General features: G+C 70.5%; 17 protein-coding genes and 1 pseudogene. 3 read left to right on the top strand and 15 right to left on the bottom strand.

The features are described from left to right. Window positions 1-53: 53 nt before the first annotated feature. The 6 genes from OH735_RS27660 to OH735_RS27635 all read right to left on the bottom strand — a co-directional run bounded on the left by OH735_RS27660 (window position 54) and on the right by OH735_RS27635 (window position 10,788). Window positions 54-1,364 carry a M50 family metallopeptidase gene (locus tag OH735_RS27660; protein WP_406384336.1) on the bottom strand — a complete coding sequence of 437 codons (1,311 nt, stop codon included), beginning with the start codon at window positions 1,362-1,364 and terminating at the stop codon, window positions 54-56. Next, entirely contained in the window at window positions 1,361-2,614 is a 1,254-nt protein-coding gene (gene dxr, locus OH735_RS27655) for a 1-deoxy-D-xylulose-5-phosphate reductoisomerase (RefSeq protein ID WP_406384335.1), read from the bottom strand. The genes OH735_RS27660 and dxr overlap by 4 nt, the downstream gene beginning before the upstream one ends. Before the next feature lie 157 nt (window positions 2,615-2,771). Further along, window positions 2,772-4,718: an acyl-CoA dehydrogenase family protein gene (locus OH735_RS27650; protein ID WP_406384334.1), complete on the bottom strand. Its 1,947-nt coding sequence runs from the start codon at window positions 4,716-4,718 to the stop codon at window positions 2,772-2,774. Window positions 4,719-5,085: 367 nt separating this feature from the next. Beyond that, window positions 5,086-6,531 carry an aldehyde dehydrogenase family protein gene (locus OH735_RS27645; RefSeq protein WP_266749005.1) on the bottom strand — a complete coding sequence of 482 codons (1,446 nt, stop codon included), beginning with the start codon at window positions 6,529-6,531 and terminating at the stop codon, window positions 5,086-5,088. A 159-nt stretch (window positions 6,532-6,690) separates the two neighbouring features. Next, complete coding sequence (locus OH735_RS27640) at window positions 6,691-8,289, bottom strand: PucR family transcriptional regulator (protein ID WP_406384333.1); 1,599 nt, start codon at window positions 8,287-8,289, stop codon at window positions 6,691-6,693. A gap of 144 nt (window positions 8,290-8,433) precedes the next feature. After that, entirely contained in the window at window positions 8,434-10,788 is a 2,355-nt protein-coding gene (locus OH735_RS27635; protein ID WP_406384332.1) for an ATP/GTP-binding protein, read from the bottom strand. 301 nt (window positions 10,789-11,089) lie between these two features. Between OH735_RS27635 and gabT the strand changes: the two genes are divergently transcribed. Further along, window positions 11,090-12,430: a 4-aminobutyrate--2-oxoglutarate transaminase gene (gabT, locus tag OH735_RS27630; protein WP_384454111.1), complete on the top strand. Its 1,341-nt coding sequence runs from the start codon at window positions 11,090-11,092 to the stop codon at window positions 12,428-12,430. Between the two features lie 382 nt (window positions 12,431-12,812). After that, window positions 12,813-13,388: a phosphatase PAP2 family protein gene (locus OH735_RS27625; protein WP_406384329.1), complete on the top strand. Its 576-nt coding sequence runs from the start codon at window positions 12,813-12,815 to the stop codon at window positions 13,386-13,388. 42 nt (window positions 13,389-13,430) lie between these two features. Here OH735_RS27625 and OH735_RS27620 read toward each other — a convergent pair. The 8 genes and pseudogenes from OH735_RS27620 to OH735_RS27585 all read right to left on the bottom strand — a co-directional run. After that, window positions 13,431-13,685, bottom strand: a pseudogene (locus OH735_RS27620) (chitinase); the annotation flags it as partial. A gap of 206 nt (window positions 13,686-13,891) precedes the next feature. Further along, window positions 13,892-14,353: a hypothetical protein gene (locus OH735_RS27615; protein ID WP_406384328.1), complete on the bottom strand. Its 462-nt coding sequence runs from the start codon at window positions 14,351-14,353 to the stop codon at window positions 13,892-13,894. A gap of 135 nt (window positions 14,354-14,488) precedes the next feature. Further along, window positions 14,489-15,904 (bottom strand): NAD(P)/FAD-dependent oxidoreductase, encoded by a 1,416-nt coding sequence (locus OH735_RS27610; protein WP_406384327.1) that lies wholly within the window; start codon window positions 15,902-15,904, stop codon window positions 14,489-14,491. A 22-nt stretch (window positions 15,905-15,926) separates the two neighbouring features. Next, window positions 15,927-16,730 (bottom strand): ABC transporter permease, encoded by an 804-nt coding sequence (locus OH735_RS27605; protein ID WP_406384326.1) that lies wholly within the window; start codon window positions 16,728-16,730, stop codon window positions 15,927-15,929. After that, window positions 16,730-17,656, bottom strand: coding sequence for an ABC transporter permease (locus tag OH735_RS27600; RefSeq protein WP_406384325.1), 927 nt, complete (start codon window positions 17,654-17,656; stop codon window positions 16,730-16,732). Before OH735_RS27600 ends, OH735_RS27605 begins: the two co-directional genes overlap by 1 nt. Beyond that, window positions 17,653-18,801, bottom strand: coding sequence for an ABC transporter ATP-binding protein (locus OH735_RS27595; protein ID WP_406384323.1), 1,149 nt, complete (start codon window positions 18,799-18,801; stop codon window positions 17,653-17,655). Before OH735_RS27595 ends, OH735_RS27600 begins: the two co-directional genes overlap by 4 nt. 55 nt (window positions 18,802-18,856) lie before the next feature. Beyond that, window positions 18,857-20,107, bottom strand: a complete 1,251-nt coding sequence (locus OH735_RS27590; protein ID WP_406384322.1) for a PotD/PotF family extracellular solute-binding protein — start codon at window positions 20,105-20,107, stop codon at window positions 18,857-18,859. A 42-nt stretch (window positions 20,108-20,149) separates the two neighbouring features. Continuing rightward, window positions 20,150-21,664 carry a gamma-aminobutyraldehyde dehydrogenase gene (locus tag OH735_RS27585; RefSeq protein ID WP_406384321.1) on the bottom strand — a complete coding sequence of 505 codons (1,515 nt, stop codon included), beginning with the start codon at window positions 21,662-21,664 and terminating at the stop codon, window positions 20,150-20,152. 216 nt (window positions 21,665-21,880) lie between these two features. On the opposite strand from OH735_RS27585, the gene OH735_RS27580 reads away from it, so the two are divergent. Further along, window positions 21,881-22,420 (top strand): NADAR family protein, encoded by a 540-nt coding sequence (locus OH735_RS27580; protein ID WP_406384320.1) that lies wholly within the window; start codon window positions 21,881-21,883, stop codon window positions 22,418-22,420. 181 nt (window positions 22,421-22,601) lie between these two features. On the opposite strand, the gene OH735_RS27575 is transcribed toward OH735_RS27580, so the two are convergent. Then, window positions 22,602-23,351 carry a DUF4190 domain-containing protein gene (locus OH735_RS27575; RefSeq protein WP_406384319.1) on the bottom strand — a complete coding sequence of 250 codons (750 nt, stop codon included), beginning with the start codon at window positions 23,349-23,351 and terminating at the stop codon, window positions 22,602-22,604. Window positions 23,352-23,414 lie beyond the last annotated feature (63 nt).

Below are 23,414 nucleotides of genomic sequence, written 5' to 3'. Positions count from 1 at the left end.
ACACACACTGTGTGCCGGGCCGTCACCCTTCGTACACCGGACCGTCCGGGAGGTCAGGAGATCTTGACCGGATTGACGATGTCGGCCACCAGCACCAGCAGGGTGAAGCAGATGAAGACACCTGCGACGACATAGGCGACCGGCATCAGCTTGGCCACGTCGAAGGGGCCCGGGTCGGGGCGCTTGAAGACGCGCGCCACGTTGCGGCGCAGGGCCTCCCAGAGCGCTCCGGCGATGTGTCCGCCGTCGAGCGGGAGCAGGGGCAGCATGTTGAAGAGGAACAGCGAGAGGTTGAAGGCCGCCAGCAGGAACAGCATCATCGCCATCTGGTTCTGCGCCGGTACGTCGAGCGTCATCACCTCGCCGCCGATCCTGGCCGCGCCGACGACACCCACCGGGGAGTCGGCCGCTCGCGGGCCGTCACCGAAGGCGGCGTCCCACAGGCCGGGGATCTTGGACGGGAGGGCGATGACCGAGTGGACGCCGTTCTCGATCATGTCTCCCATGCGGACGACGGAATCGCCGAAGGAGAGCGGGACGATCTCGGTCTGGGCGGCGAAGCCGAGGTAGCCGGCCGTCACGTACTGACCGGCGATCACCTCTCCGTTGGAGTCCTTCTTCGCCACGGCGTTCTTCTTCAGCACGGCGTGGAGGGTCTGCTCCTGGCCGTCGCGCTGGACGGTGATGGTGGCGGGGCCGATGGTCCCGCGGATCTTCTCGGAGAGCGTCGCCCAGTCGTCGACCTTCTGGCCGTCGAAGGCGACGATCTTGTCGCCCTTCTTGAGTCCCGCTGCCTGTGCGGGCGAGACGGCGTCGGACTTCTTGCAGGTTTCGCGGTTCTCGCTCTGCGGGATCACGCACTTCTGGACGCCCGCGACCTCGGTGGTCTGGGTCTGGAAGCCGAAGGACATCGCCACCCCGAGGAAGATCGCGACGGCGAGAACCAGGTTCATGAACGGTCCGGCGAACATCACGATGACGCGCTTCCACGGCTTGCGCGTGTAGAAGAGGCGCTTCTCGTCGCCCGGTTCGATCTCTTCGAAGGCCGCGGACCTGGCGTCCTCGATCATGCTGCGCCACGGTGATGTGGACCGCGCCTCCAGGCGCCCGTCCGGTCCCGGCGGGAACATGCCGATCATGCGGATATAGCCGCCGGCCGGGATGGCCTTGATCCCGTACTCGGTGTCGCCCCTCTTCCGCGACCAGATCGTCGGTCCGAAGCCGACCATGTACTGGGGGACTCGGATACCGAAGAGCTTCGCGGTCGACAGGTGCCCCAGCTCGTGCCAGGCGATCGAGAACAGCAGGCCGATGACGAAGACGACGATGCCCAGAATCGTCAACAGGACCGTCGAAATACTCATGCGCGCGCCTCCGCTGTCGCTTTCGCCGAGAGTTCACGGGCCCGGGCGCGTGCCCAGGTCTCCGCTTCGAGGACGTCTGCGACCGTGAGCGAAGTTCCCGTGGCGGGGGTGCCGTGTTCGGCCACCACCGCGGTGACCGTATCCATGATTCCGTTGAACGGCAGCTGTCCCGTCAGGAACGCGTCGACGCATTCCTCGTTCGCGGCGTTGAACACGGCGGGGGCGGTGGCGCCGAGCGTGCCCACGTGCCGGGCCAGTCCCACGGACGGGAAGGCCTCGTTGTCGAGGGGGAAGAACTCCCAGCTGGACGCCTTCGACCAGTCGAAGGCGGGGGCGGCGTCCGGGATGCGCTGGGGCCAGCCGAGGCCGATGGCGATCGGGCCCCTCATGTCCGGGGGTGTGGCCTGGGCGAGGGTGGAGCCGTCGGTGAACTCGACCATGGAGTGGACGTAGGACTGGGGGTGGACCACGACCTCGATCCGGTCGAACGGGATGTCGTAGAGCAGATGCGCCTCGATGACCTCCAGTCCCTTGTTGACGAGGGTGGCGGAGTTGATCGTGATGACCGGTCCCATGGCCCAGGTCGGGTGCGCGAGGGCCTCCTCGCGGGTGACGTTCACGAGTTCGCTCCTGGTACGTCCCCGGAAGGGGCCGCCGGACGCCGTGACGACGAGCTTGCGCACGTCGGCGCGGGTGCCCGCGCCGAGCGCCTGGAAAAGGGCGGCGTGCTCGGAGTCGACCGGGATGATCTGGCCGGGCTTCGCCAGCGCCTTCACCAGCGGGCCGCCGACGATCAGCGATTCCTTGTTGGCCAGGGCGAGCGTGCGGCCCGCTTCGAGCGCGGCGAGCGTGGGGGCGAGACCGATCGAGCCGGTGATGCCGTTGAGCACGGTGTGGCAGTCGGCGGCGGCGAGCTGGGAGGCGGCCTCGGGGCCGGCCAGGATCTCGGGGAGCGGTTCGCCCGTCCCGTACTGCGCGCGCAGCGCCTCGCGGAGGGCCGGTACGGCGTCCGGCGCGGCGACGGCCACGGTACGCACCCGCAGCTGCCGGGCCTGTTCGGCGAGGAGGGCGACCCGTCCGCCCGCGGCACAGAGCCCGGTGACGCGGAAGCGGTCGGGGTTGCGCAGCACCAGGTCGATGGCCTGGGTACCGACGGAACCGGTGGAGCCGAGGATGACGAGATCCCGGCGGCCTTCCGCGGCGTCGAAGACGAGGTGCGGGTCGGCGAGGGGGGCAGGGCTGTCGCTCATGCCCCCCATTGTTGCGGCATCGGCTGTGCGTGTGGACAGTGCGTCCCCCCTCACCGCCCCGAGCGGTGCGGCGGGGCGACTCAGCCCCTGGCGGCGCCGCCCGGCCGGGCGGGGTACGTCCGACGAGTGGACGCGCGGCCGCCCGGTGGGGCGCGGGTCAGCGAATGGGCCGGTGGACGTCGTCCCGGACGGACGGCCCCGGGGTGGCGTCGGCGATCCACGGTCCTTCGCCGCTCGGGTCGATGATGCCGTCCTCCAGCCAGGTGTACGTACCGGACAGGACGCCGTCCACCACGCGCCGGTCCAGGTCGTCGGTGTTGGACCACAGGCGGGTGAAGAGTTCCTCGACCCGGACGCGGGACTGGCGGCAGAACGCGTCGGCGAGCTGGTAGGCCTCGCGACCGTGGTCGTCGCAGGAGCGCAGCAGTTCGGCGCGGACACAGGCGGCGCTCATCGCGAAGAGTTCCGCGCCGATGTCGACGATCCGGCCGAGGAAGCCCTGCTTGGTCTCCATCCGGCCCTGCCAGCGCGACATGGCGTAGAACGTGGAGCGCGCGAGTTTGCGGGCACAGCGCTCGACGTAGCGCAGGTGGGTGGACAGGTCCGGGTGGCCGGGCGGGTTGAACTCTCCGTACGTACGCGGGAGTTGTCCCGGTCCCGCGACGAGTTTGGGGAGCCAGCGGGCGTAGAAGCCGGCTGCGTTCGCGCCCGCTTTCGCCTTGGCGGAGAGGGGTTTGTCGGGGTCGATGATGTCTCCGGCGACCTTCAGGTGGGCGTCGACGGCCTCACGGGCGATCAGCAGGTGCATGATCTCGGTGGAGCCCTCGAAGATCCGGTTGATCCGCAGATCGCGCAGGAGTTGCTCGGCGGGGACGGCCCGTTCGCCCCGGGCCGCGAGCGACTCGGCGGTCTCGAAGCCCCGGCCGCCGCGGATCTGGACCAGCTCGTCGGCCATCAGGCAGCCCATCTCGGAGCCGTAGAGCTTGGCGAGCGCCGCCTCGATCCGGATGTCGTTGCGGTTCTCGTCGGCCATCTGGGAGGAGAGTTCGACCACCGCCTCGAGCGCGAACGTGGTCGCGGCGATGAAGGAGATCTTGGCGCCGACGGCCTCGTGCCGGGCGACCGGCCTGCCCCACTGCTCGCGCACCGCCGACCACTCACGGGCGATCTTCAGGCACCACTTCCCGGCGCCGACGCACATCGCGGGCAGCGAGAGCCGTCCCGTGTTGAGCGTGGTCAGGGCGATCTTGAGCCCCGCGCCTTCGGGGCCGATGCGGTTCGCGGCGGGGACCCGGACGCGGTGGAAGCGGGTGACGCCGTTCTCGATGCCGCGCAGGCCCATGAAAGCGTTGCGGTTCTCCACGGTGATGCCCGGGGAGTCCGCCTCCACGACGAACGCGGTGATGCCGCCCCGGTGGCCCTCCGACTTCGGGACACGGGCCATCACGACGAGCAGGTCGGCGACGACACCGTTGGTCGTCCACAGCTTCACACCATCGAGGATGTAGTCCGATCCGTCCGGAACGGCCGAGGTGGCGAGCCGGGCCGGGTCGGAGCCGACGTCCGGCTCGGTGAGCAGGAACGCCGAGATGTCGGTGGTGGCCAGCCGGGGCAGGAAGGCGTCCTTCTGCTCCTGGCTGCCGAAGAGCTTCAGCGGCTGCGGTACGCCGATGGACTGGTGGGCGGAGAGCAGCGCGCCGATCGCGGGGCTGGCGGAGCCGACCAGGGAGAGGGCCTTGTTGTAGTAGACCTGGGTCAGCCCCAGGCCGCCGTACTTCGGTTCGATCTTCATCCCGAGCGCGCCGAGTTCCTTGAGGCCGTTGATCACCTCGTCGGGGATCCTCGCCTCACGCTCGATCAGGGCGCTGTCGATCCTGGTTTCGCAGAAGTCGCGCAGCCGGGCGAGGAACGCCTCGCCTCGCCGGACGTCGTCCACGGGCGGCAGCGGATGCGGATGGATCAGGTCGAGACGGAAGCGCCCGAGGAAGAGTTCCTTGGCGAAACTGGGCTTGTGCCAGTCCTGTTCGCGCGCGGCCTCGGCCACTTGGCGCGCTTCACGCTCGGTGACCTTGGGCGTGTTCTTCGGTGCGGATGGTGCGGACATGAGGAGCTCACCTCGCCGCGTTGTGGGGTGGGCGGACGCGGCCGGTCCGCCCGGAGCGCAGGGGCGCGTGCCGAGCCGTACCAACCGGTGTACTTGTCCTGATGTACCCGATTCCGGGGACTCCCACCATCCCCCGGACGCCGATCGGGTCGGGAGCCACTCCACTGGACAGCCCCGTGGTGACAGGGCTGTCGGGCCGTGAGCGGGGCGGGTGAAGCAGAGACGGCCGGAGCCCCCGCACAGTGGGCTCCGGCCGTCTCTCTGCCGCCTGCTGTCGTGCTGTCGTGCTGTCGTGCTGTCGTGCTGTCGTGCTGTCCAGGCGGATCACAGGCGACGTCTGGTGGATCGGTTCGATCCTGTTCGTGGACTACAGGGCGAGGCCGGTGAGGACCAGCACGCGCTCGTAGGTGTAGTCGTCCATGGCGTAACGGACGCCCTCGCGGCCGACGCCGGACTGCTTGGCGCCGCCGTACGGCATCTGGTCCGCGCGGTAGGAGGGGACGTCACCGATGATCACGCCGCCGACCTCGAGGGCGCGGTGGGCGCGGAAGGCGGTCTGCAGGTCGTGCGTGAACACGCCTGCCTGCAGGCCGTACTTGGAGGAGTTGACCGCGGCGAACGCCTCGGCCTCGCCGTCCACCTTCTGCACGGACAGCACCGGCCCGAAGACCTCCTCGCAGGAGAGGGTGACGTTGTCCGGGAGCTCGGCGAGCACGGTCGGGGCGTACGTGGCACCGTCCCGCTTGCCGCCGGTGAGCAGCTGGGCGCCGGCCTGCACGGCCTCGTCGACCCAGGACTCGACGCGCTTGGCGGCGTCCTCGCTGACCAGCGGGCCGACGTCGGTGGCGGCGTCGGACGGGTCGCCGGTGACCTGGGCCTCGACGGCCGCGACGATCTTCGGGAGGAGCCGGTCGTAGACCTGGGCGTCCGCGATGACGCGCTGCACCGAGATGCAGGACTGGCCGCCCTGGTAGTTGGAGAAGGTCGCGATACGGGTCGCGGCCCAGTCCAGGTCCTCGTCGGAGGCGTAGTCGCCGAGCACGACCGCGGCGCCGTTGCCGCCGAGCTCCAGGGTGCAGTGCTTGCGCGGCACCGACTCCATGATCGAGTAGCCGACGGGACCGGAACCGGTGAAGGAGATCACCGGCAGGCGCTCGTCCTGGACCAGGGCGGGCATCCGGTCGTTGGGGACCGTCAGCACGGACCACGAACCGGCCGGCAGGTCGGTCTCGGCCAGCAGCTCGCCCAGGATCAGCGAGGAGATCGGGGTGGCCGGGGCGGGCTTCAGGATGATCGGGGCACCGACGGCGATGGCCGGGGCGACCTTGTGGGCGCTCAGGTTCAGCGGGAAGTTGAACGGTGCGATGCCGAGGACCGTGCCGCGCGGGAAGCGCCGGGTCAGGCCGAGGCGGCCGGTGCCACCGGCGTCGGTGTCGAGGCGCTGGGCGTCACCGCCGTTGAAGCGGCGGGCCTCCTCGGAGGCGAACCGGAACACGGAGACGGCGCGGCCGACCTCGCCACGGGCCCACTTGATCGGCTTGCCGTTCTCTGCGGAGATCAGCTGGGCGATCTCCTCGGTGCGCTCCACCAGGCGCCGTACGACGTGGTCGAGTGCGGCGGCCCGGACATGGGCCGGGGTCGCGGCGAACTCCTCGCGCACGGCGTGCGCGGCCGCGACGGCCTCCTCGATCTGGGCGTCGGTCGGCACGCTGACGGTGCCGACGAGACGGCCGTCCCAGGGGTTGGTGACGTCGAAGCTGTCCTCGCCGGTGGCCTGGCGGCCGGCGAGCCAGAAGGCGTGGGTGGAAGTCATGGAGGTTCCGGCCCTTCGGAGACGTGGGGTGTGTCGCCCCCACCGTAGGGCCGCGCGGCCGCCCTGGCGTTTGTCCGGCGTGGAGCAGTGCGCGGCGGGGGTGCGCCGGTTTGTCGGATGCGTGTACGTCGACGGGGGCACCGGGCCCGGCCGCGCCTGCTACGCCTCCGGCACCAGCGGGGAGCTCGTGGCCTTCAGTGCCAGCCACAGCTCCATCCGGACGTCCGGATCGTCCAGGGAACGGCCCAGGATCTCCTCGACCCGGCGCATCCGGTAGCGCAGGGTGTGGCGGTGCACGCCCAGGTCGGACGCGGCCGCGTCCCACTGGCCGTGGTGGGCGAGCCAGGCCTGCAGGGAGGCGACCAGGTCACCGCGGCCCTTGGCATCGTGCTCGTGCAGGGCGCGGAGCATTCCGTCGGCGAAGGCCCGTACGGCGTCGTCCGCGAGGAGCGGCAGCACCGAGCCGGTCGCCAGCTCCTCGTGCTCGACCAGTGCCCTGCCCCGGCGGCGGGCCACCGACAGGGCCTGTTCCGCCTGCTTGTACGCGGCGGAGACGGCGATGGGGCCCGCCGGTGCGGAGAGGCCCACGACCACCTTGCCCTGGCCCTCCTCCGCCGCCGGTTCGCGCGACGGCCGTGCCACATGGGCCTCGTGGACCTCCTGCGCCTCCGCGAACGCCGTGCAGGCGGCGACCGCGGCTCCGCCGTCCGCGGCCAGCACCACGAGCCGTTCGCCCTCGGGCACGGCCAGCAGCGCCTCGCCGGTCCGGAAGGCCGCCGCGTCCATCGCATCGCCCAGCGCCGCCGATGTCGCGGGCCCGGACGCCTCCGCGATGAGCAGCCGGAACGGGGCGTCGAGCAGCCCTCCGTACAGATCCCCGGCCACGGCCCGCGCGTGGTCCGGCTGGCCGGCCAGCAGCATCCGCAGCACCGCCGCGCCCAGCCGCTGTTCGGCGCCCTGGAGGGACCGGGAGCGGGCGGTGGTCAGGGTCAGCAGGGCGACCGCGGAGTGCACGGCGTACCGCTCGGCGGTGCCGAGTGCCGCCCCCGTGCCGACGGCCAGGGCGCCCCGGACCCGACGGCCGGTGCCGAGGGACTGGAGCTCGACCCGGTCGTCGGTGCCGCCGACGACCACGCTGGCCGGGGCGGGGCGCTCCCGCAGCCGTTCCACATCGGGGGTGAGCCGGGCGGCCCGGCGGGCGGCCCACTCGGGGGCGGCGGCGACCACCGCGCCGGAGGCGTCGTACAGCGCGGCCCAGCCGTCGACATGGGCCGCGAGCCGGCCCAGGAGCTCGCCGGGGCCGTCGCCCGCGAGTGCGGCCTTCGTCAGCTCCCGCTGGGCCTCGAACCCCGCCGTCACGGCCCGGTACTGATCGGCGGCGATCGCCGACGACACCGCCTTGGCGATGGCGAGGAACGGGGTGCGGCGCGGCACTTCGAGGAGCGGCAGACCCGTCTCCTGCGCGGCGTCGATCAGGGCCTGCGGTACGTCGTCGTAGTTGACGCCGACGGCGAAGCCCAGGCCGACGACTCCGGCCCCGGCCAGCCGTCGCACGTACCGCCGCATCGCCTCGGGGTTCTCGGCGTCGAGGTTGGTGGCGGTGACGAGCAGGAGCTCACCGCCCTCCATGTACGGCACGGGGTCGGTCAGCTCGCTGGCGTGTGCCCAGCGGACGGGCGCATCGAGCCGGTCCGCCCCCGCACGCACCGTGAGTTTGAGCGCCGAATGCTGGAGGAGCGAGGCGAGAGTGGGGGGCATGGGGACCGTGGGACCTCAGGGAGTGGATGAGGGAATCGAGCAGAACCGATTTCGCCGTCCCGTATGAACGGCTCCCCTCGATTCTGCCAGGGCGGCAGGGTTTGCCGTAACCGCTCCCGCACCACCGGCCCCGCCCCGTTCCGCTCAGCCGTTCAGGTCCACCAGGAGCGGCGGTGCGTGCTCGCCCTTGACGGTGGTCAGGGAGAGCACCGCGTGCCCGGCGGGCACCCGGTGGGCCAGTTCGGAGGCCGACCAGCGCTCGCGCTCCACTTGGCGCACGGTCACCGCGTCCGTGGTGACCGCCTTGCCGGTGACCAGTTTGCGCAGGGCGTGCACGGCCCGGGTGAGCGGCTGGTCGGCGAAGACCGTGTGCTTGGCGACCTCGGTGGTCTCCACCCATTCGGTGCCCCAGGCCTGCGCGAAGAGCCGTCCGTCCCAGGTCGTGACCCCGGAGAAGGTCATGTGGCAGCCGACCGAGCCGAGCAGCGCGGTGTGCAGGCTCTCCGGCGCGTCGGCCAGCCCGCGCAGGGTGAGCAGGACTCCGGCGTTGCAGTTCCGCAGCCGCTGCACGGCCCGTACGGACTCGGCGGTGACGGTGTGCGTGGCGTCGTCCAGGGCGAGGAAGGCGAACAGCGAGCGGTCCGTGCGGGCGGCCGCCCCGGAGGTGAACTGGGCGAGCACCAGCCGGGCGATCAGGCGCGCGGCCTCGGGGTGGGCGCGTTCCGGCAGGTCGATGCGGACGCGCAGCGGGTGTTCGAGGGTGCGTACCGAGAAGGGCCGGGTCGTGCCGGTGGTGTCGAAGAACCCCGCGAAGGCCGGCCGGTCCAGGGCGGCGAGCCGGTCGGCGAGCAGGACTCCCGGATCGCCGGGGCTGCCCGCCTGCCGCGCCCTGGTGTCGAGTTCACGGAGGTAGGAGGGGTGCGCGTCGCTGTCGAGCCGGGCCCGGAGCTCGGCGAGGGCGCCGGGAGAGCCGTCGAGCAGCTCGCGCAGCACCGGGACGGACGGGAAGCGGTCGTGGACCGCCCGGTACGGGCCGAGCAGCTGGGCGAGTGCGGTCGTGGCCCGCCGCGCGTCGATGTCGGGCAGGTCGCCGGCGACCGCCTCGGCAAGCAGAGCGGCGGCCTCGTCGGCGTCGTCGGTTCCGCTGTACAGGTCGAGGTCGTGCGCGCAGGACGGGTCACCCGGCTTGATCACCACGTCGTAGCCCTCGTCGGGTCCGAGCGGGGTGCCCGTCGCGCAGACGGCCACGACCACTGCCTTCCCGGCGAGGGCCTGCAGGGCGAGCGACTCCACGACGGGCCGCACCAGGTGCTGGGTCTTGCCCGACCCGAAGGGGCCGACGGCCAGCAGCGAGGAGCCCAGGGACGCCGGGTCGACGGCGGCCCCGGCGCCCCGCCGGGCCGCGGGGTTGCGGTCGAAGTCCGTGTACCGGCCGAGCCGCACCTGTGAGGTGAGCAGGTCGTGGGTGGCGGCACGGGCCGGCAGGTCCCGGTCGCCCGAAGGGTGCGGGCAGGCCCGTGCGCCCTTGCCGAGCACGGCGTCGGTGAACGGGCCGACGCGCGAGGGGTCGGCCTCCACGGAGGCCCAGGCACGCCGGATCCGTACGCAGTCGACGTCGTTCATCCGCCCGGCCCGCTCGTCCGCCACCAGCCGGTCGGCGGCCGCGTGCCGGCCCGCGGCGCGCAGCTGCGGCCAGTCGGCGGGGCTCTCGCCGGGTGCCCTCTCCGGTTCCGGCCCGCTCTTCGCGCCGCGGCGCAGCTCCCGTACGAGGGTGAACCAGCCGCCGGCCCGGGCGACCGGCAGGAGGATCGCTGCGGCGCCCACCAAGTGGTACACGGTCTTGAAGGTCTCCACGCGGTCCCGGGTCTGCACGGCTGTGCCGCCGTACAGCCAGGAGTACGGCGTCAGGCCCAGGGCCAGGTCGTCGAAGGGCAGCAGGTCGTCGGAGTTCACGAAGCACCAGACCAGGACGGCCCCGACCAGCGCGGTGCGCAGCGCCCGGCCCGGCTGGGGGTGGTCGACGGCGTACCGGCGGAACACCTCGCGCCAGTTGCCCAGCCGCCCGAAGCCCCAGATCACCAGGACGGCGACCAGGCTGTTGTAGACGGCGAGGGCGGTCAGGGCCGCCGCGGGGCGTTCGAGCCCCCACCAGTCGGACGGGGTGACCACTTCGAGGAGGATCCGGCTGTGCGGCACATATCCGTTGCGCCACAGCGACCACACCAGCAGGGCGGCGAGCAGCGCCACGACCGCACCGCCGATCAGTGCCCGGTCGGGAACCCGGTCGGGGTCGGTGTCGGGCCGGGGGGTGTGGCCGAATCGCCACAGGCCGGGCTCGGCCGCCGCGCGCGGGGTACGGAGCCACTCCCCCAGCGAAGGGCCGGACGCGGGGGCGTGTCCCGGCCTCGGTGGCAGCTCGGGTGGTGGCGGGCCCGCCGGGCGCGGCACCGGACGACCGGAGCGGGTGTCGCGCGAGCCGTACGTGCCCTCGGTGTCCATCTGCTGTCCCTCGTCCCCTGACCAGCGCCGACCGGTAACTCCGGGCGCACGCGCCCGAAGTCATCAATCTAGTGCCCCGAACCACCCCGTCGGACGCGGTCCGGCCGGATGTCTCCGCCCGCGCCCCGGGGGTCTGCGGACTCGTCCGCGCGCCGCCGCGGCCCTGCCCCGTACCCCCTCGCTATGTCCGTCACGGACAACCGCGCCCGGTCACCACTCCCGAACGGAACATGCCGGACTCCGGGCCCCGCCCATAGCCTGCGGAGAGAGAAGCGTCCGAAACACCCCACAGGAGCCCCTCATGACCGCAATTCCGCAGGAGCGCCGCGTCGTCACTGCCATTCCCGGCCCGAAGTCGGTGGAGCTGCAGGCCCGCCGTCTCGCGACGGTGGCCGCAGGTGTGGGCTCCACCCTGCCGGTGTTCACCGCCCGGGCCGGTGGCGGGATCATCGAGGACGTGGACGGCAACCGTCTGATCGACCTCGGTTCCGGTATCGCCGTGACGTCGGTCGGCGCCTCGGCCGAGGCCGTCGTACGCCGTGCGTCCGCGCAGCTCGCCGACTTCACCCACACCTGTTTCATGGTCACGCCGTACGAGGGGTACGTCGAGGTCTGTGAGCAGCTCGCCGAGCTGACGCCGGGCGACCACGCCAAGAAGTCCGCGCTGTTCAACTCGGGTGCCGAGGCCGTCGAGAACGCGGTGAAGATCGCCCGCATCTACACCAAGCGCTCCGCCGTCGTCGTCTTCGACCACGGCTACCACGGCCGCACCAACCTCACGATGGCGCTGACCTCGAAGAACATGCCGTACAAGCAGGGCTTCGGCCCGTTCGCGCCCGAGGTCTACCGGGTGCCGGTGGCGTACGGCTACCGCTGGCCGACCGGTGCCGAGAACGCCGGCGCGGAGGCATCCGCCCAGGCCATCGACCAGATCACCAAGCAGATCGGCGCGGACAACGTCGCCGCGATCATCATCGAGCCGGTGCTCGGCGAGGGCGGCTTCATCGAGCCCGCCAAGGGCTTCCTCCCGGCGATCGCCCAGTTCGCCAAGGACAACGGCATCGTCTTCGTCGCCGACGAGATCCAGTCCGGCTTCTGCCGTACCGGCCAGTGGTTCGCCTGCGAGGACGAGGGCATCGTCCCCGACCTGATCACCACCGCCAAGGGCATCGCGGGCGGCCTTCCGCTGTCCGCCGTGACGGGCCGCGCCGAGATCATGGACGCCGCCCACGCCGGTGGCCTCGGTGGTACCTACGGCGGAAACCCGGTGGCCTGCGCGGGTGCGCTCGGCGCCATCGAGACGATGCGCGAGCTGGACCTGAACGGCAAGGCGAAGCGCATCGAGGAGATCATGAAGGGCCGCCTCGCCGAGATGCAGGCGAAGCTGCCGAACGGCGATGTCATCGGTGACATCCGCGGCCGCGGCGCGATGATCGCGATCGAGCTGGTGAAGTCCGGCACGAAGGACCCGAACCCGGAGGCCACCGCGAAGCTCGCCAAGGCCTGCCACGCGGAGGGTGTGCTGGTCCTCACCTGCGGCACGTACGGCAACGTCCTGCGCTTCCTCCCGCCGCTGGTGATCGGCGAGGACCTGCTGAACGAGGCCCTCGACGTCATCGAGCAGGCTTTCGGCCAGATCTGACCTGTGCGAAATCCCCGACGGTGCCGGACGGCGTTTTCGCCGGGGATGCAGGGCCCGCGTGAGGGCCTGTGAAGAAGGTGTGGGGGGCCGATGGCGGGATCCGTTTCCGTCTGTCGGTCCCCCATCCGCTGACGTACGGTTTCTGCAGATGAGAGAAACACCCCGCCCGCAGGGGACTGCCGGCGACGCCGGGTCGGAGCTTCCCCAGCACCGTCCTGGCCGTGCCTTCGCGCACACCACTGGAGCCTCTGGCTCCGGAACTCCTCACCGATCGGATGGCCGCTCGCCCCAAACCCCCCGGGGCGCGCGGCAAACCGATCCGACCGGCCGCCCCGGAGCCACCCCCCCTGCTCCCGGGCGGTCGGCTCTTCTCATTTCCCTGGTGTCGTCCTTCCTGGCGCTCCTCGCGCTCACCACTTGGCAGGTCGCGGCCGACGGTCCGCTTCGCTCGCTCGACGAGCGGACCGGCTGGGCCGTCGTCGGACACGGCCCCGCCCGACTGACCGAATTCCTCGCCGATCTCGGCAACATGCAGGTCGCGCTCCCGGTACTGGGCTGCGCCCTCGTATGGGCGCTGGTGCACGGTCAGCGCCGTGAGCCATTGTGCGCGGCGCTCACCATGGCGGCGGTGCCCCTCCTCGTCGTCCCGCTGAAGGCATGGATCGCCCGTCCGGGACCGCTGACCGAAGCCACCGGCTACTACCCCTCCGGCCATGCGGCGACGGCAATGGTGGCGTACGGCGCCGCGGCGCTGCTGACCGCGCGGTACACGAGGCGGGCATGGATGATGCCCGTCGCCGCTTCCGTATTGACAACGGCAACGGGCATCGGCCTGGTGCTGCGCGGTTATCACTGGCCGCTGGATGTGCTGGGCAGCTGGTTCCTGTGTGGGCTGCTGCTCCTGCCACTGTGCCTCGGCCGCGGCGCGGGACGCCGACTGCGTCACCCACCGAAGTAGGCGTCGAAGTTCTTCGAGAACTCCCCCGTTGTTGAAACGGTCTCAGTTGATCGACCGCGTCATCAGTCCGCGCAGCCCCGGCCATGTCCCGTGAGTGGTGTACGAGCCGCGGTCGGTCTTCTTCGTCAGGCAGTTCAGCGTCCTGGTGATCCCGGCAGGCGAGGTGTAGCCGTTGCCGGCCCGGGTGGAAGCGGGCAGTCCGATGGCGACATGGTCGGGACGCAGCCCATGGAAGGTCTTGGTCCGGTCGCCCGCCACCGGGAATCCGGTGAGCAGCATGCCGGTCACGGCGTTGTGGGGGCGGCGAGACCGCCGGCGGCGAGCAGGGCAGCCGAGAAGGCAGCCAGAAGTCCGGCAGATCGGGCGGGGGTCCCGTGCGTTCTACAACGGCTTCCGTGCGTGGGGGAATTGAGCGCGGCGGCCACAAAATGGTCCAGGCCGATCAGGTTGTCCAGACCTCTGGCAGCACCCCGGCCGCGCCGGGGTGCTGTCGTCACTTCCCGTCAACTCCCGTCGTTGTCCGCCCTGCCGGCCGCCGCCTCGTGCATCGCGAGCTCCAGAAGCGTCGCGTCGGTGAGCGTTCCCGCACCGTCCGGCGGGATCAGCCGGCGCACTCCGCCCGCGGCCTCCCGCCCCGGGTACGGCACGACGATCCACGTTCCGCGCCCCGCTCCGCGTACGCCGGTGCCGACCCAGCGGGTGGCGGTGCCCGGCGGCACGAAGAAGCCCATCCGGGCGTCGCCGTAATCGGAGAGGACCGGGCCGGGCCGGTCGATGAGCCGGGTGAGCACATCGAGCGTGGGACAGCCCGGCCCCCCCGGAAGAATCAGTACGTCCCAACACCGGCCGGCGGGCAGGAGCGCGACCCCTCGGGGGTTGCGCTCCCACTCCCGCCGGAAGGCGTCCGGATCCGGCGCCACCGATGCGAGCCACTCGACTGCTGCCTTGACCCCCGCGCCGGCCATGACCGGCCTTCCGTTCCGTGTGCACCGGCCGTGCGTGGCCGGTGTGTTCACACGGGAGACAGGGATGGCGCCGATCCATTACGCGGGTTCGGGTTACCAGTTGGTAGTGAACTGGTAACCCGCGCCCGGCATCGCTCAGCTGTCGAAGCCGAGCCCCAGCCGGTCCATCGTCCGCAGCCACAGATTGCGGTGCCCGCCGTTGCTGTCCGCCCTGGCCAGGGACCGCTTGGTGAGTTCGATCCCGGCCCAGGCGAAGGGCTCGGGCGGGAACGGCATCGGCTTGCGGCGGACCATTTCCAGAGCGGTCCGTTCATTGCGTTCGCCGGCCAGCAGATCGAGCATCACATCGGCCCCGAACCGGGCGGCTCCGACGCCGAGTCCGGTATATCCGGCGGCATAGGCGACCCGGCCCTGATGGGCCGTACCGAAGAATGCGGAAAAGCGGGAACAGGTGTCGATCGCCCCGCCCCAGGCATGGCTGAAACGGACCCCGGCGAGCTGCGGGAAACAGTCGAAGAACTGGCCCGCGAGTTTGAGGAAGGTCTCCGGACGCTGGTCGAGATCGGCGCTCAGCCGGCCTCCGTACGGATAGATCGCGTCATAGCCGCCCCACAGGATCCGGTTGTCGGCCGACATCCGGAAGTAGTGGAACTGATTGGCGCTGTCGCCCAGCCCCTGCCGGTTCTTCCAGCCGATGGAGGCGAGCTGGTCGGCGGTGAGGGGTTCGGTCATCAGCGCGTAGTCGTAGACCGGCACGGTGTACGGCCGCACCCGCTTGACCAGGGACGGGAAGATGTTCGTCCCCAGCGCGACGCGGCGCGCGAAGACCCTTCCGTACGGTGTGCGGACCGCCATCGCGGCGGGGGTCCCGGCCAGTTCGAGACCCCGGGTGTGCTCGTACACCCGGACCCCGAGGTCGAGACAGGCCCGCTTCAGGCCCCAGGCCAGCTTGGCGGGGTGCAGCATGGCGACCCCGCGCCGGTCCCAGAGTCCGCCCAGGAAGGTCGGTGAGTCGACTTCGGCGCGCACCGCGTCCCGGTCCAGGAATTCCATTCCGGTGAAGCCGAGCTTCTCCGCTTCCTGGTGCCATGCGTGGAGCTCTTCGAGCTGGTGGGGTTCGGTGGCGACGTCGATTTCGCCGGTCCGCTCGAATTCGCAGTCGATGGAGTAGCGGGCGACGGCCGCCTCGATGGCGTCGAGGTTCTTCTCGCCCAGCTCCTCCAGTTTGTTGATCTCGTCGGGCCACCGCTCCAGGCCGTTGGGCAGGCCGTGGGTGAGGGAGGCGGCGCAGAATCCGCCGTTGCGGCCCGAGGCGGCCCAGCCCACCTCGTGCCCCTCGATCAGTACGACGTCCCGCTCCGGGTCGCGTTCCTTCGCGATCAGCGCGGTCCACAGTCCGCTGTAGCCGCCGCCGACGACGAGGAGATCGCAGTGCTCGTCGCCCGTGAGCGCGGGCAGTGCTTCGGGCCTGCCGGGGTCGTCCAGCCAGAACGAGACCGGCTTGGCGCCGGAGAGTGATTGTGCTGCAGTACGCATGGCACCTGGGGCCATGGTTTCCAACTCCTTCAGGAACTCACGGTCGTGCGCTGTTCTTCCGCCGGTTCGCGATCAGCTGGCCGACGACGACCACCATGACGGCAATGATGAACATCGCCGTACCGATGACGTTGATCTGCACGGGCGTGCCGCGCTGTGCCGATCCCCAGACGAACATGGGGAAGGTCACGGTGGAGCCCGCGTTGAAATTGGTGATGATGAAATCGTCGAAGGAGAGCGCAAAGGCGAGCAGCGCTCCCGCCGCGATTCCGGGGGCTGCGATCGGCAGCGTCACCCGCAGGAAGGTCTGCACGGGGCCCGCGTACAGATCGCGGGCCGCCTCCTCCAGTCGCGGGTCCATCGACATGACGCGCGCCTTGACGGCGGTCACGACGAAGCTCAGGCAGAACATGATGTGTGCGATGAGGATCGTCCAGAAGCCCAGCTGCGCGCCCATGTTGAGGAAGAGCGTGAGCAGCGAGGCGGCCATGACGACCTCGGGCATCGCCATCGGCAGGAAGATCAGCGAGTTGATCGCGCCGCGCGCCCGGAAGCGGTAGCGCACCAGGGCGAAGGCGATCATCGTGCCCAGGGCCGTCGCGCCGACGGTGGCCCAGGCGGCGATCTGCAGGGACAGGGAGAGCGAGCCGCACATGTCGGCGACGCCGCAGGGGTCCTTCCAGGCGTCCAGGGAGAAGCGCTGCCAGGCGTAGTTGAAGCGCCCGTTCGGCTTGTTGAACGAGAACACCATCACGACGATGTTCGGCAGGATCAGGTAGGCGAGGGTCAGCAGACCCGCGATGACGATCAGATTCCGGCGGAGCCAGCGCAGTACGGGCATCAGACCAGGTCCTCCGTCCCGGAGCGGCGGATGTAGACGGTGACCACGACCAGGACGACCGCCATGAGGATGAAGGAGAGCGCGGCCGCCGTCGGGTAGTCGAGGACGCGCAGGAACTGGGTCTGGATGACGCTGCCGACCATCTTGGTGTCGGTGGAGCCGAGCAGTTCCGCGTTGACGTAATCACCGCTGGCCGGGATGAAGGTCAGCAGCGTTCCGGAGACGACACCCGGCATGGAGAGCGGGAAGGTCACCTTGCGGAAGGTGGTGGCGGGGGTGGCGTACAGATCGCCGGACGCCTCGTGCAGCCTGCCGTCGATCCGCTCCAGCGAGGTGTAGAGCGGCAGGATCATGAACGGCAGGAAGTTGTACGTGAGACCGCAGACCACCGCCATCGGCGTGGCCAGCACCCGGTTGGACTCGGTCCAGCCGAGCCAGCTGGTGACGTCCAGGACGTGCAGGGTGTTCAGTACGTCGACGACCGCGCCGCCGTCCGCGAGGATCGTCTTCCAGGCGAGCGTACGGATCAGGAAGCTGGTGAAGAACGGCGCGATGACCAGCACCAGGACGACATTGCGCCAGCGCCCGGCCTTGAAGGCGATGAGGTACGCCAGCGGGTAGCCGAGCAGCAGGCACAGGATGGTGGCGGTGCCGGCGTACAGCAGCGACCGGATGAACTGCGGGTAGTAGTCCCGAAGCGCGTCCCAGTACGTCTGGAAGTGCCAGGTGACCTCGAAGCCCTTCTCCAGGGAGCCGGTCTGCACGGAGGTCGACGCCTGGTAGACCAGCGGCAGCGCGAAGAAGACGACGAGCCACAGGATGCCGGGGAGCAGCAGCCAGTACGGGACGAGGCGCTTGCGGGTGGAGGCCCTGCGGACCTTCAGCTCCGTGACGGGCGCGGGTGGCGCCTCCTTGGTGACGGTCACGCCGCGTCCTCCACCGTCTCCACACCGGCGTCGATGTCCTGGGAGGCGTCCAGACCGAAGGTGTGTGCCGGGTTCCAGTGCAGAACGACCTCGGCGCCGGCCGTGAGTCCCGCGCGCCCCTCGACGTTCTGCTCGTAGACCTGGAGCGCCTTGCCCGCCGGGCTCTCCACCACGTACTGCGTGGACACGCCGATGAAGCTGGAGTCGACGATCCGGCCGGTGACCTGGTTGCGCCCGTCGGCTATCGCGTCCGCGTCGTCGGCGAGCGCGAGCGAGATCTTCTCCGGGCGTACGCCGAGCAGCAGCTTGCCGCCGTTCGCGGTCGGGGCCGTACACCGGTCGGTGGGCAGCCGCAGCTTCCCACCGCCCGCGGCCACGACGATGTCCGTGCCGGCGGAGACGATCTCGCCCTCGATGAGGTTCGAGGTGCCGAGGAAGTTGGCGACGAAGGTCGTCCTCGGGTTCTCGTACAGGTCGGCGGGGGCGCCGAGCTGCTCGACCCGGCCCCCGTTCATCACCGCGACGGTGTCGGCCATGGTCATGGCCTCCTCCTGGTCGTGGGTGACATGGATGAACGTGATGCCGACCTCGGTCTGGATGCGCTTGAGCTCCAGCTGCATCTGGCGGCGCAACTTGAGGTCGAGGGCGCCGAGCGGCTCGTCGAGGAGGAGCACCTGCGGGTGGTTGATCAGGGCGCGGGCGACGGCGACGCGCTGCTGCTGGCCGCCGGAGAGCTGGTGCGGTTTGCGCTTGGCGAAGTCGCCGAGCTGGACGAGCTCCAGCATCTCGTCGACTTGTTTCTTCACCGACTTGATGCCGCGCCGGCGCAGACCGAAGGCGACGTTCTCGGCGATGTCGAGGTGCGGGAAGAGCGCGTAGCTCTGGAAGACCGTGTTGACGGGCCGCTTGTACGGGGGCAGGCCGGTGATGTCGCGGCCGCCGAGGAAGACCGTGCCGGTGGTCGCCTCCTCCAGGCCCGCGATCATCCGCAGGGTGGTGGTCTTTCCGCAGCCGGACGCGCCGAGCAGGGCGAAGAACGAGCCCTGCGGGACGGTCAGATCGAGCGGCTTGACGGCGGCGAAGGAGCCGTACGTCTTGCTGATCCCGGTGAGGCGGACATCGCCGCCTGTCTGCTGCTGTGTCATGGATCGGAGTCCCAGTGGTGTCAGGGGAGATCGGGGGAAGGGGAGGGCTCGGCGGTCAGGCGCCGATAAGCTTGGCGAACTTCTCTTCGTACGCCGTCTCTTCCTCGGCTGTCAGGGAGCGGAAGGCGTGCGACCGGGCCACCATCTCCTTGTCCGGAAGGATCAGCGGGTTGTCGGCCATCGATCGGTCGATCTTCGCGAGTTCGTCACGGACCCCGTCGACCGGGCAGACGAAGTTGATGTACGCGGCAAGCCGGGCGGCGACCGGCGGCTCGTAGTAGTAGTCGATGAGTTTCTCGGCGTTGGTCTTGTGCCGGGCCTTCACCGGGACGAGCATGTTGTCGCTGGAAATGAGGTAACCGGCGGCCGGGATGGCGTACTTGACGTCCGGGTTTCCGGCCTGGAGCTGGATGACGTCGCCGGCCCAGGCGACACAGGCGGCGATGTCGCCCTTGTCGAGGTCGGCCGTGTAGTCGTTGCCGGTGAAGCGCCGGATCTGCTTCTTGTCGACGCCCTTCTGGAGCCGGCCGAGCGCGGCGTCGTAGTCGGCGTCGGTGAAGGTGCTGGGGTCCTTGCCCATGTCGAGCAGGGTCATGCCGACGGAGTCGCGCATCTCCGAGAGGAAGCTGACCCGGCCCTTGAGCTTCGGGTCGTCGAGCAGCTGGCTGACGGAGTCGACCTTGCGGCCGCCGGTCGCCTTCGAGTTGTAGGCGATGACGGTGGGGGCGCACGCCCAGGGGTACGAGTGGGCGCGGCCGGGATCCCAGTCCGGGGAGCGGAACTGGGCCGAAAGGTTGGCGTAGGCGTGCGGCATGTTCGACGGGTCGAGCTTCTGCGCCCAGCCGAGTCGGACGATGCGGGCGGCCAGCCAGTCGGTGACGCAGATGATGTCGCGGCCGGTGTCCTGGCCGGCCGCGAGCTGCGGCTTGATCTTGCCGAAGAACTCGACGTTGTCGTTGATGTCCTCGGTGTACTTGACCTTGATCCCGGTGCGCTTGGTGAACGTCTCCAGCGTGGGCCGGTGCTTGCCGTCCTCGGTGACGTCCCCGTACTCGGTCCAGTTGGAGAAGTTGACCTGCTTCTCCTCGGCCGAGTGGTCGTCCGAGGCCGCCGCGGCGTCCCCTTCCCGCTTCGCGGGCGGGATGCCGCAGGCGCTCAGCGTCCCCAGCCCGCCGATCGCGAGCGCCCCCATGCCGGAGGCACGAAGTAGCGAGCGGCGGGTCAGGGCGCCCCGGCCACTGGTCAGACTGCGTCGCATCGCGGCCAGTTGGGCCGTGGAGAGGCGCTCGGGCTCGTACTGCTCCATGCGCGTTGCCCTTTCGGGTGTGTGTGGCCGGGGGCGGCCGGGTTATCGGTCCCCGAAGATCGTGCGGTGCCAGTCCTTCCGGGCAACCGCGGTGTTGTCGTACATGACGTGCTTGACCTGCGTGTACTCCTCGAAGGAGTACGACGACATGTCCTTACCGAAGCCACTGGCCTTGTATCCGCCGTGCGGCATCTCGCTGATGATCGGAATGTGGTCGTTGACCCAGACGCAGCCCGCCTTGATCTCGCGGGTGGCGCGGTTCGCCCGGTACAGGTCGCGGGTCCAGGCGGAGGCGGCGAGTCCGTACGGAGTGTCGTTGGCGAGGCGGATGCCCTCGTCATCGGTGTCGAAGGGCAGCACGACGAGGACCGGGCCGAAGATCTCCGACTGGACGATCTCGCTGTCCTGGGCGGCGCCGGCGACCAGGGTCGGCCGGTAGTAGGCGCCGTCGGCCAGTTCGCCGCCGGGGGCCTCGCCGCCGGTGACGACGGTGGCATACGCGCGGGCGCGCTCGACGAATCCGGCGACCCGGTCCCGCTGGGCGTGGCTGATCAGCGGGCCGAGGTCGGTCGACGCGTCGAAGGGGTCGCCGAGCCGGACGGTCTCCATCAGTTCGGCGACGCCCTGCACGAAGGCGTCGTACAGGGGGCGCTGGACGTAGGCGCGGGTGGCGGCGGTGCAGTCCTGGCCGGTGTTGATGAGCGCTCCGGCGACCGCGCCGTTGACCGCGGCTTCGAGGTCGGCGTCGTCGAAGACGACGAAGGGTGCCTTGCCGCCGAGTTCGAGGTGCAGGCGCTTGACGGTGGAGGTGGCGATCTCCGCGACCCGCTTGCCGACGGCGGTGGAGCCGGTGAAGGAGGTCATGACGACGTCCGGGTGGCCGACGAGGTGCTCCCCGGCGTCCTTGCCCGCGCCGGTGACGATGTTGATCACACCGTCCGGGATGCCGGCCTCGGTGGCCGCCTGGGCGAACATCAACGAGGTGAGCGGGGTGATCTCGGCGGGCTTCAGCACGATCGTGTTGCCTGCGGCGATGGCCGGGAGGACCTTCCAGGCGGCCATCTGGAGCGGGTAGTTCCAGGGCGCGATGGAGCCGACGACGCCGATCGCCTCACGGCGTACGTACGAAGTGTGGTCGCCGTCGTACTCGGCGGCCGACTTGCCCTCCAGGTGGCGGGCGGCGCCCGCGAAGAAGGAGGTGTTGTCCACGGTGCCGGGCACGTCGAACTCGGTGGAGAGCTTGATCGGCTTGCCGCACTGGAGGGACTCGACGTACGCGAAGTCGTCGGCCTGCTCGGCGAGGACGGCGGCGAAGCGGTGCATCGCCTCGGCCCGCTCGGCGGGAGTCGCGCCCGACCAGCCGGGGAACGCCTCGCGGGCGGCCGCCACGGCCGCGTCGACGTCGCCGGTGCCCGCCAATTCGAAGGTGTAAACGGTCTCGCCCGTCGCCGGGTTCACCACGTCGTGGTGCCGTCCCGATGTGCCGGACCGCAACTTTCCGCCGATGTACTGTGCGCCGTCCGCGAAGCGGTCCCGCACCTGGATGCCGTTGCCCATGACGTTCTCCTCCGCCGCACGCCCCGGAGTGCGATGGCGGCGTAGCTTCTGTTCGATTTAAGTGCCGATCCTGACAGAGGAGAGCAACCCCAACAAGTGATTCCGTTGTTGCCTTTTGGTTACGCGACGGAATCTGTCGACCATGTGTCGCGTCGGTGCGGAATTCCCCGTACGGAGTGTCAGTGGCGGATGCCAGACTCGCGTGCCATGGAACACATGGACGATCTCCTGGCGCGGACCCGGCGCGGCGAGAAGGTGAAGTACCTGCGTTTCTGGGGTCACCGCCCGCGGCCCGACGGCCGCGTCGGTGCGAGCTGCCTCAGTCAGTGGTGGCCGGCGCCCTTCACGGTCGACGGCGTGACGTACGCGTCGGCCGAGCACTGGATGATGGCCGCGAAGGCCCGGCTGTTCGGTGACGCGGAGGCGCAGGAGCGGGCGGTGTCGGCGAAGAGCCCGGCCCAGGCGAAGAAGGCGGGCCGGCTGGTCCGCGGTTTCGACGAGGCGGTGTGGGAGCGCGAGCGGTACGCACTGGTGGTGTCCGGCAGCGTCCACAAGTTCGGCCACCACCCGGAGCTGCGGGAGTTCCTGCTGAATACGGGGGACCGGGTCCTGGTCGAGGCGAGTCCCGTGGACCGTGTCTGGGGCATCGGGCTGGCGGCGGACGACCCGCGCGCGGAGGATCCGGCGACCTGGCGGGGGCTGAATCTGCTGGGGTTCGCGCTGATGGACGCGCGGGCGGAGCTGCGCGCGCGATGAGGCGGGCCGGAGCCCGATGGCCGGGCGGGCCGGAGCCCGGCCCGCCCGGCCATCGGGAGGGATACGGTGCCGGTGCCCGCGGCGGGCCTGGCACCGGCGTTCGACGTCCGCTAGTGCCCTGACCGGCGATGTTTGCCCGGAAGGAGCGTCGTCCAGTGGGCAAAGCTTGCCGGGAGGGGCACTAGCGGCTGACGTCGACGACCAGGGACGTGGAGTACGGGTCGTCGTTGTAGGTGTTGTTGTCGAACTCGTCGGCGTGGGTGACGAACAGCCAGATGAAGAAGCTGATGATCGCCACACCGAACGCGATGCCGATGGACCCCAGGATGATCCCGGCGAGTGCCTGACCGTTGTTGGTGGCCTCGCCGCGCTGCACCCGCTTACGGCCCAGGATGCCGAAGATCAGGGCGAGTGCGCCCAGGATCAGGCTGGGTATGCCGTAGATGCAGAACAGGCAGACGGCCAGGATGCCGAGCACCATGGCTGCGACACCCAGGCCGTTGGACGGCGTGGACCCGGCCCACGGTGCCTGGCCATAACCGGAGTACCCCGGGTAACCGCCGTACTGCGGGGCGGGCGCGGCCGGGTAGCCGTACTGTCCCGCGGCCGGCGGGACCTGCTGACCCGGTCCGTTCGGTGCGATCGGCGGCGGCGGTATCTCCGCGGAGCCGAACCCGGGACCGAAGCCGGCTCCGGGACCGAATCCGGCTCCGGCGCCCGGCACCGGCCCGGCCGGCGCTCCGGTACCGGGCCCCGTGGCGGGTGCGGGGCCGTCCCCGGCCCCCGGCATCGAGGTCACGGTCGGCTGATCATGCACAGCAGGCGGCCGGGGATCGCCGGCCGGCTTCTCCAGCGGCACCCTGCTGTCCGGCGGAGCCCACGGATCGCGCGGCGCGCCCCCGCCCGCGGGCTGCTCTGTGTTGTCTGACATGGGCCTCCCCCATCGTGATCCCGTCATGCTACGGCCCGGCCCCGCACGGCAGGACCCGGCCTA

The organism is Streptomyces sp. NBC_01618 (assembly GCF_045209435.1).
GTDB lineage: Bacteria > Actinomycetota > Actinomycetes > Streptomycetales > Streptomycetaceae > Streptomyces.
This window is presented reverse-complemented; position numbering and strand designations above follow the sequence as displayed.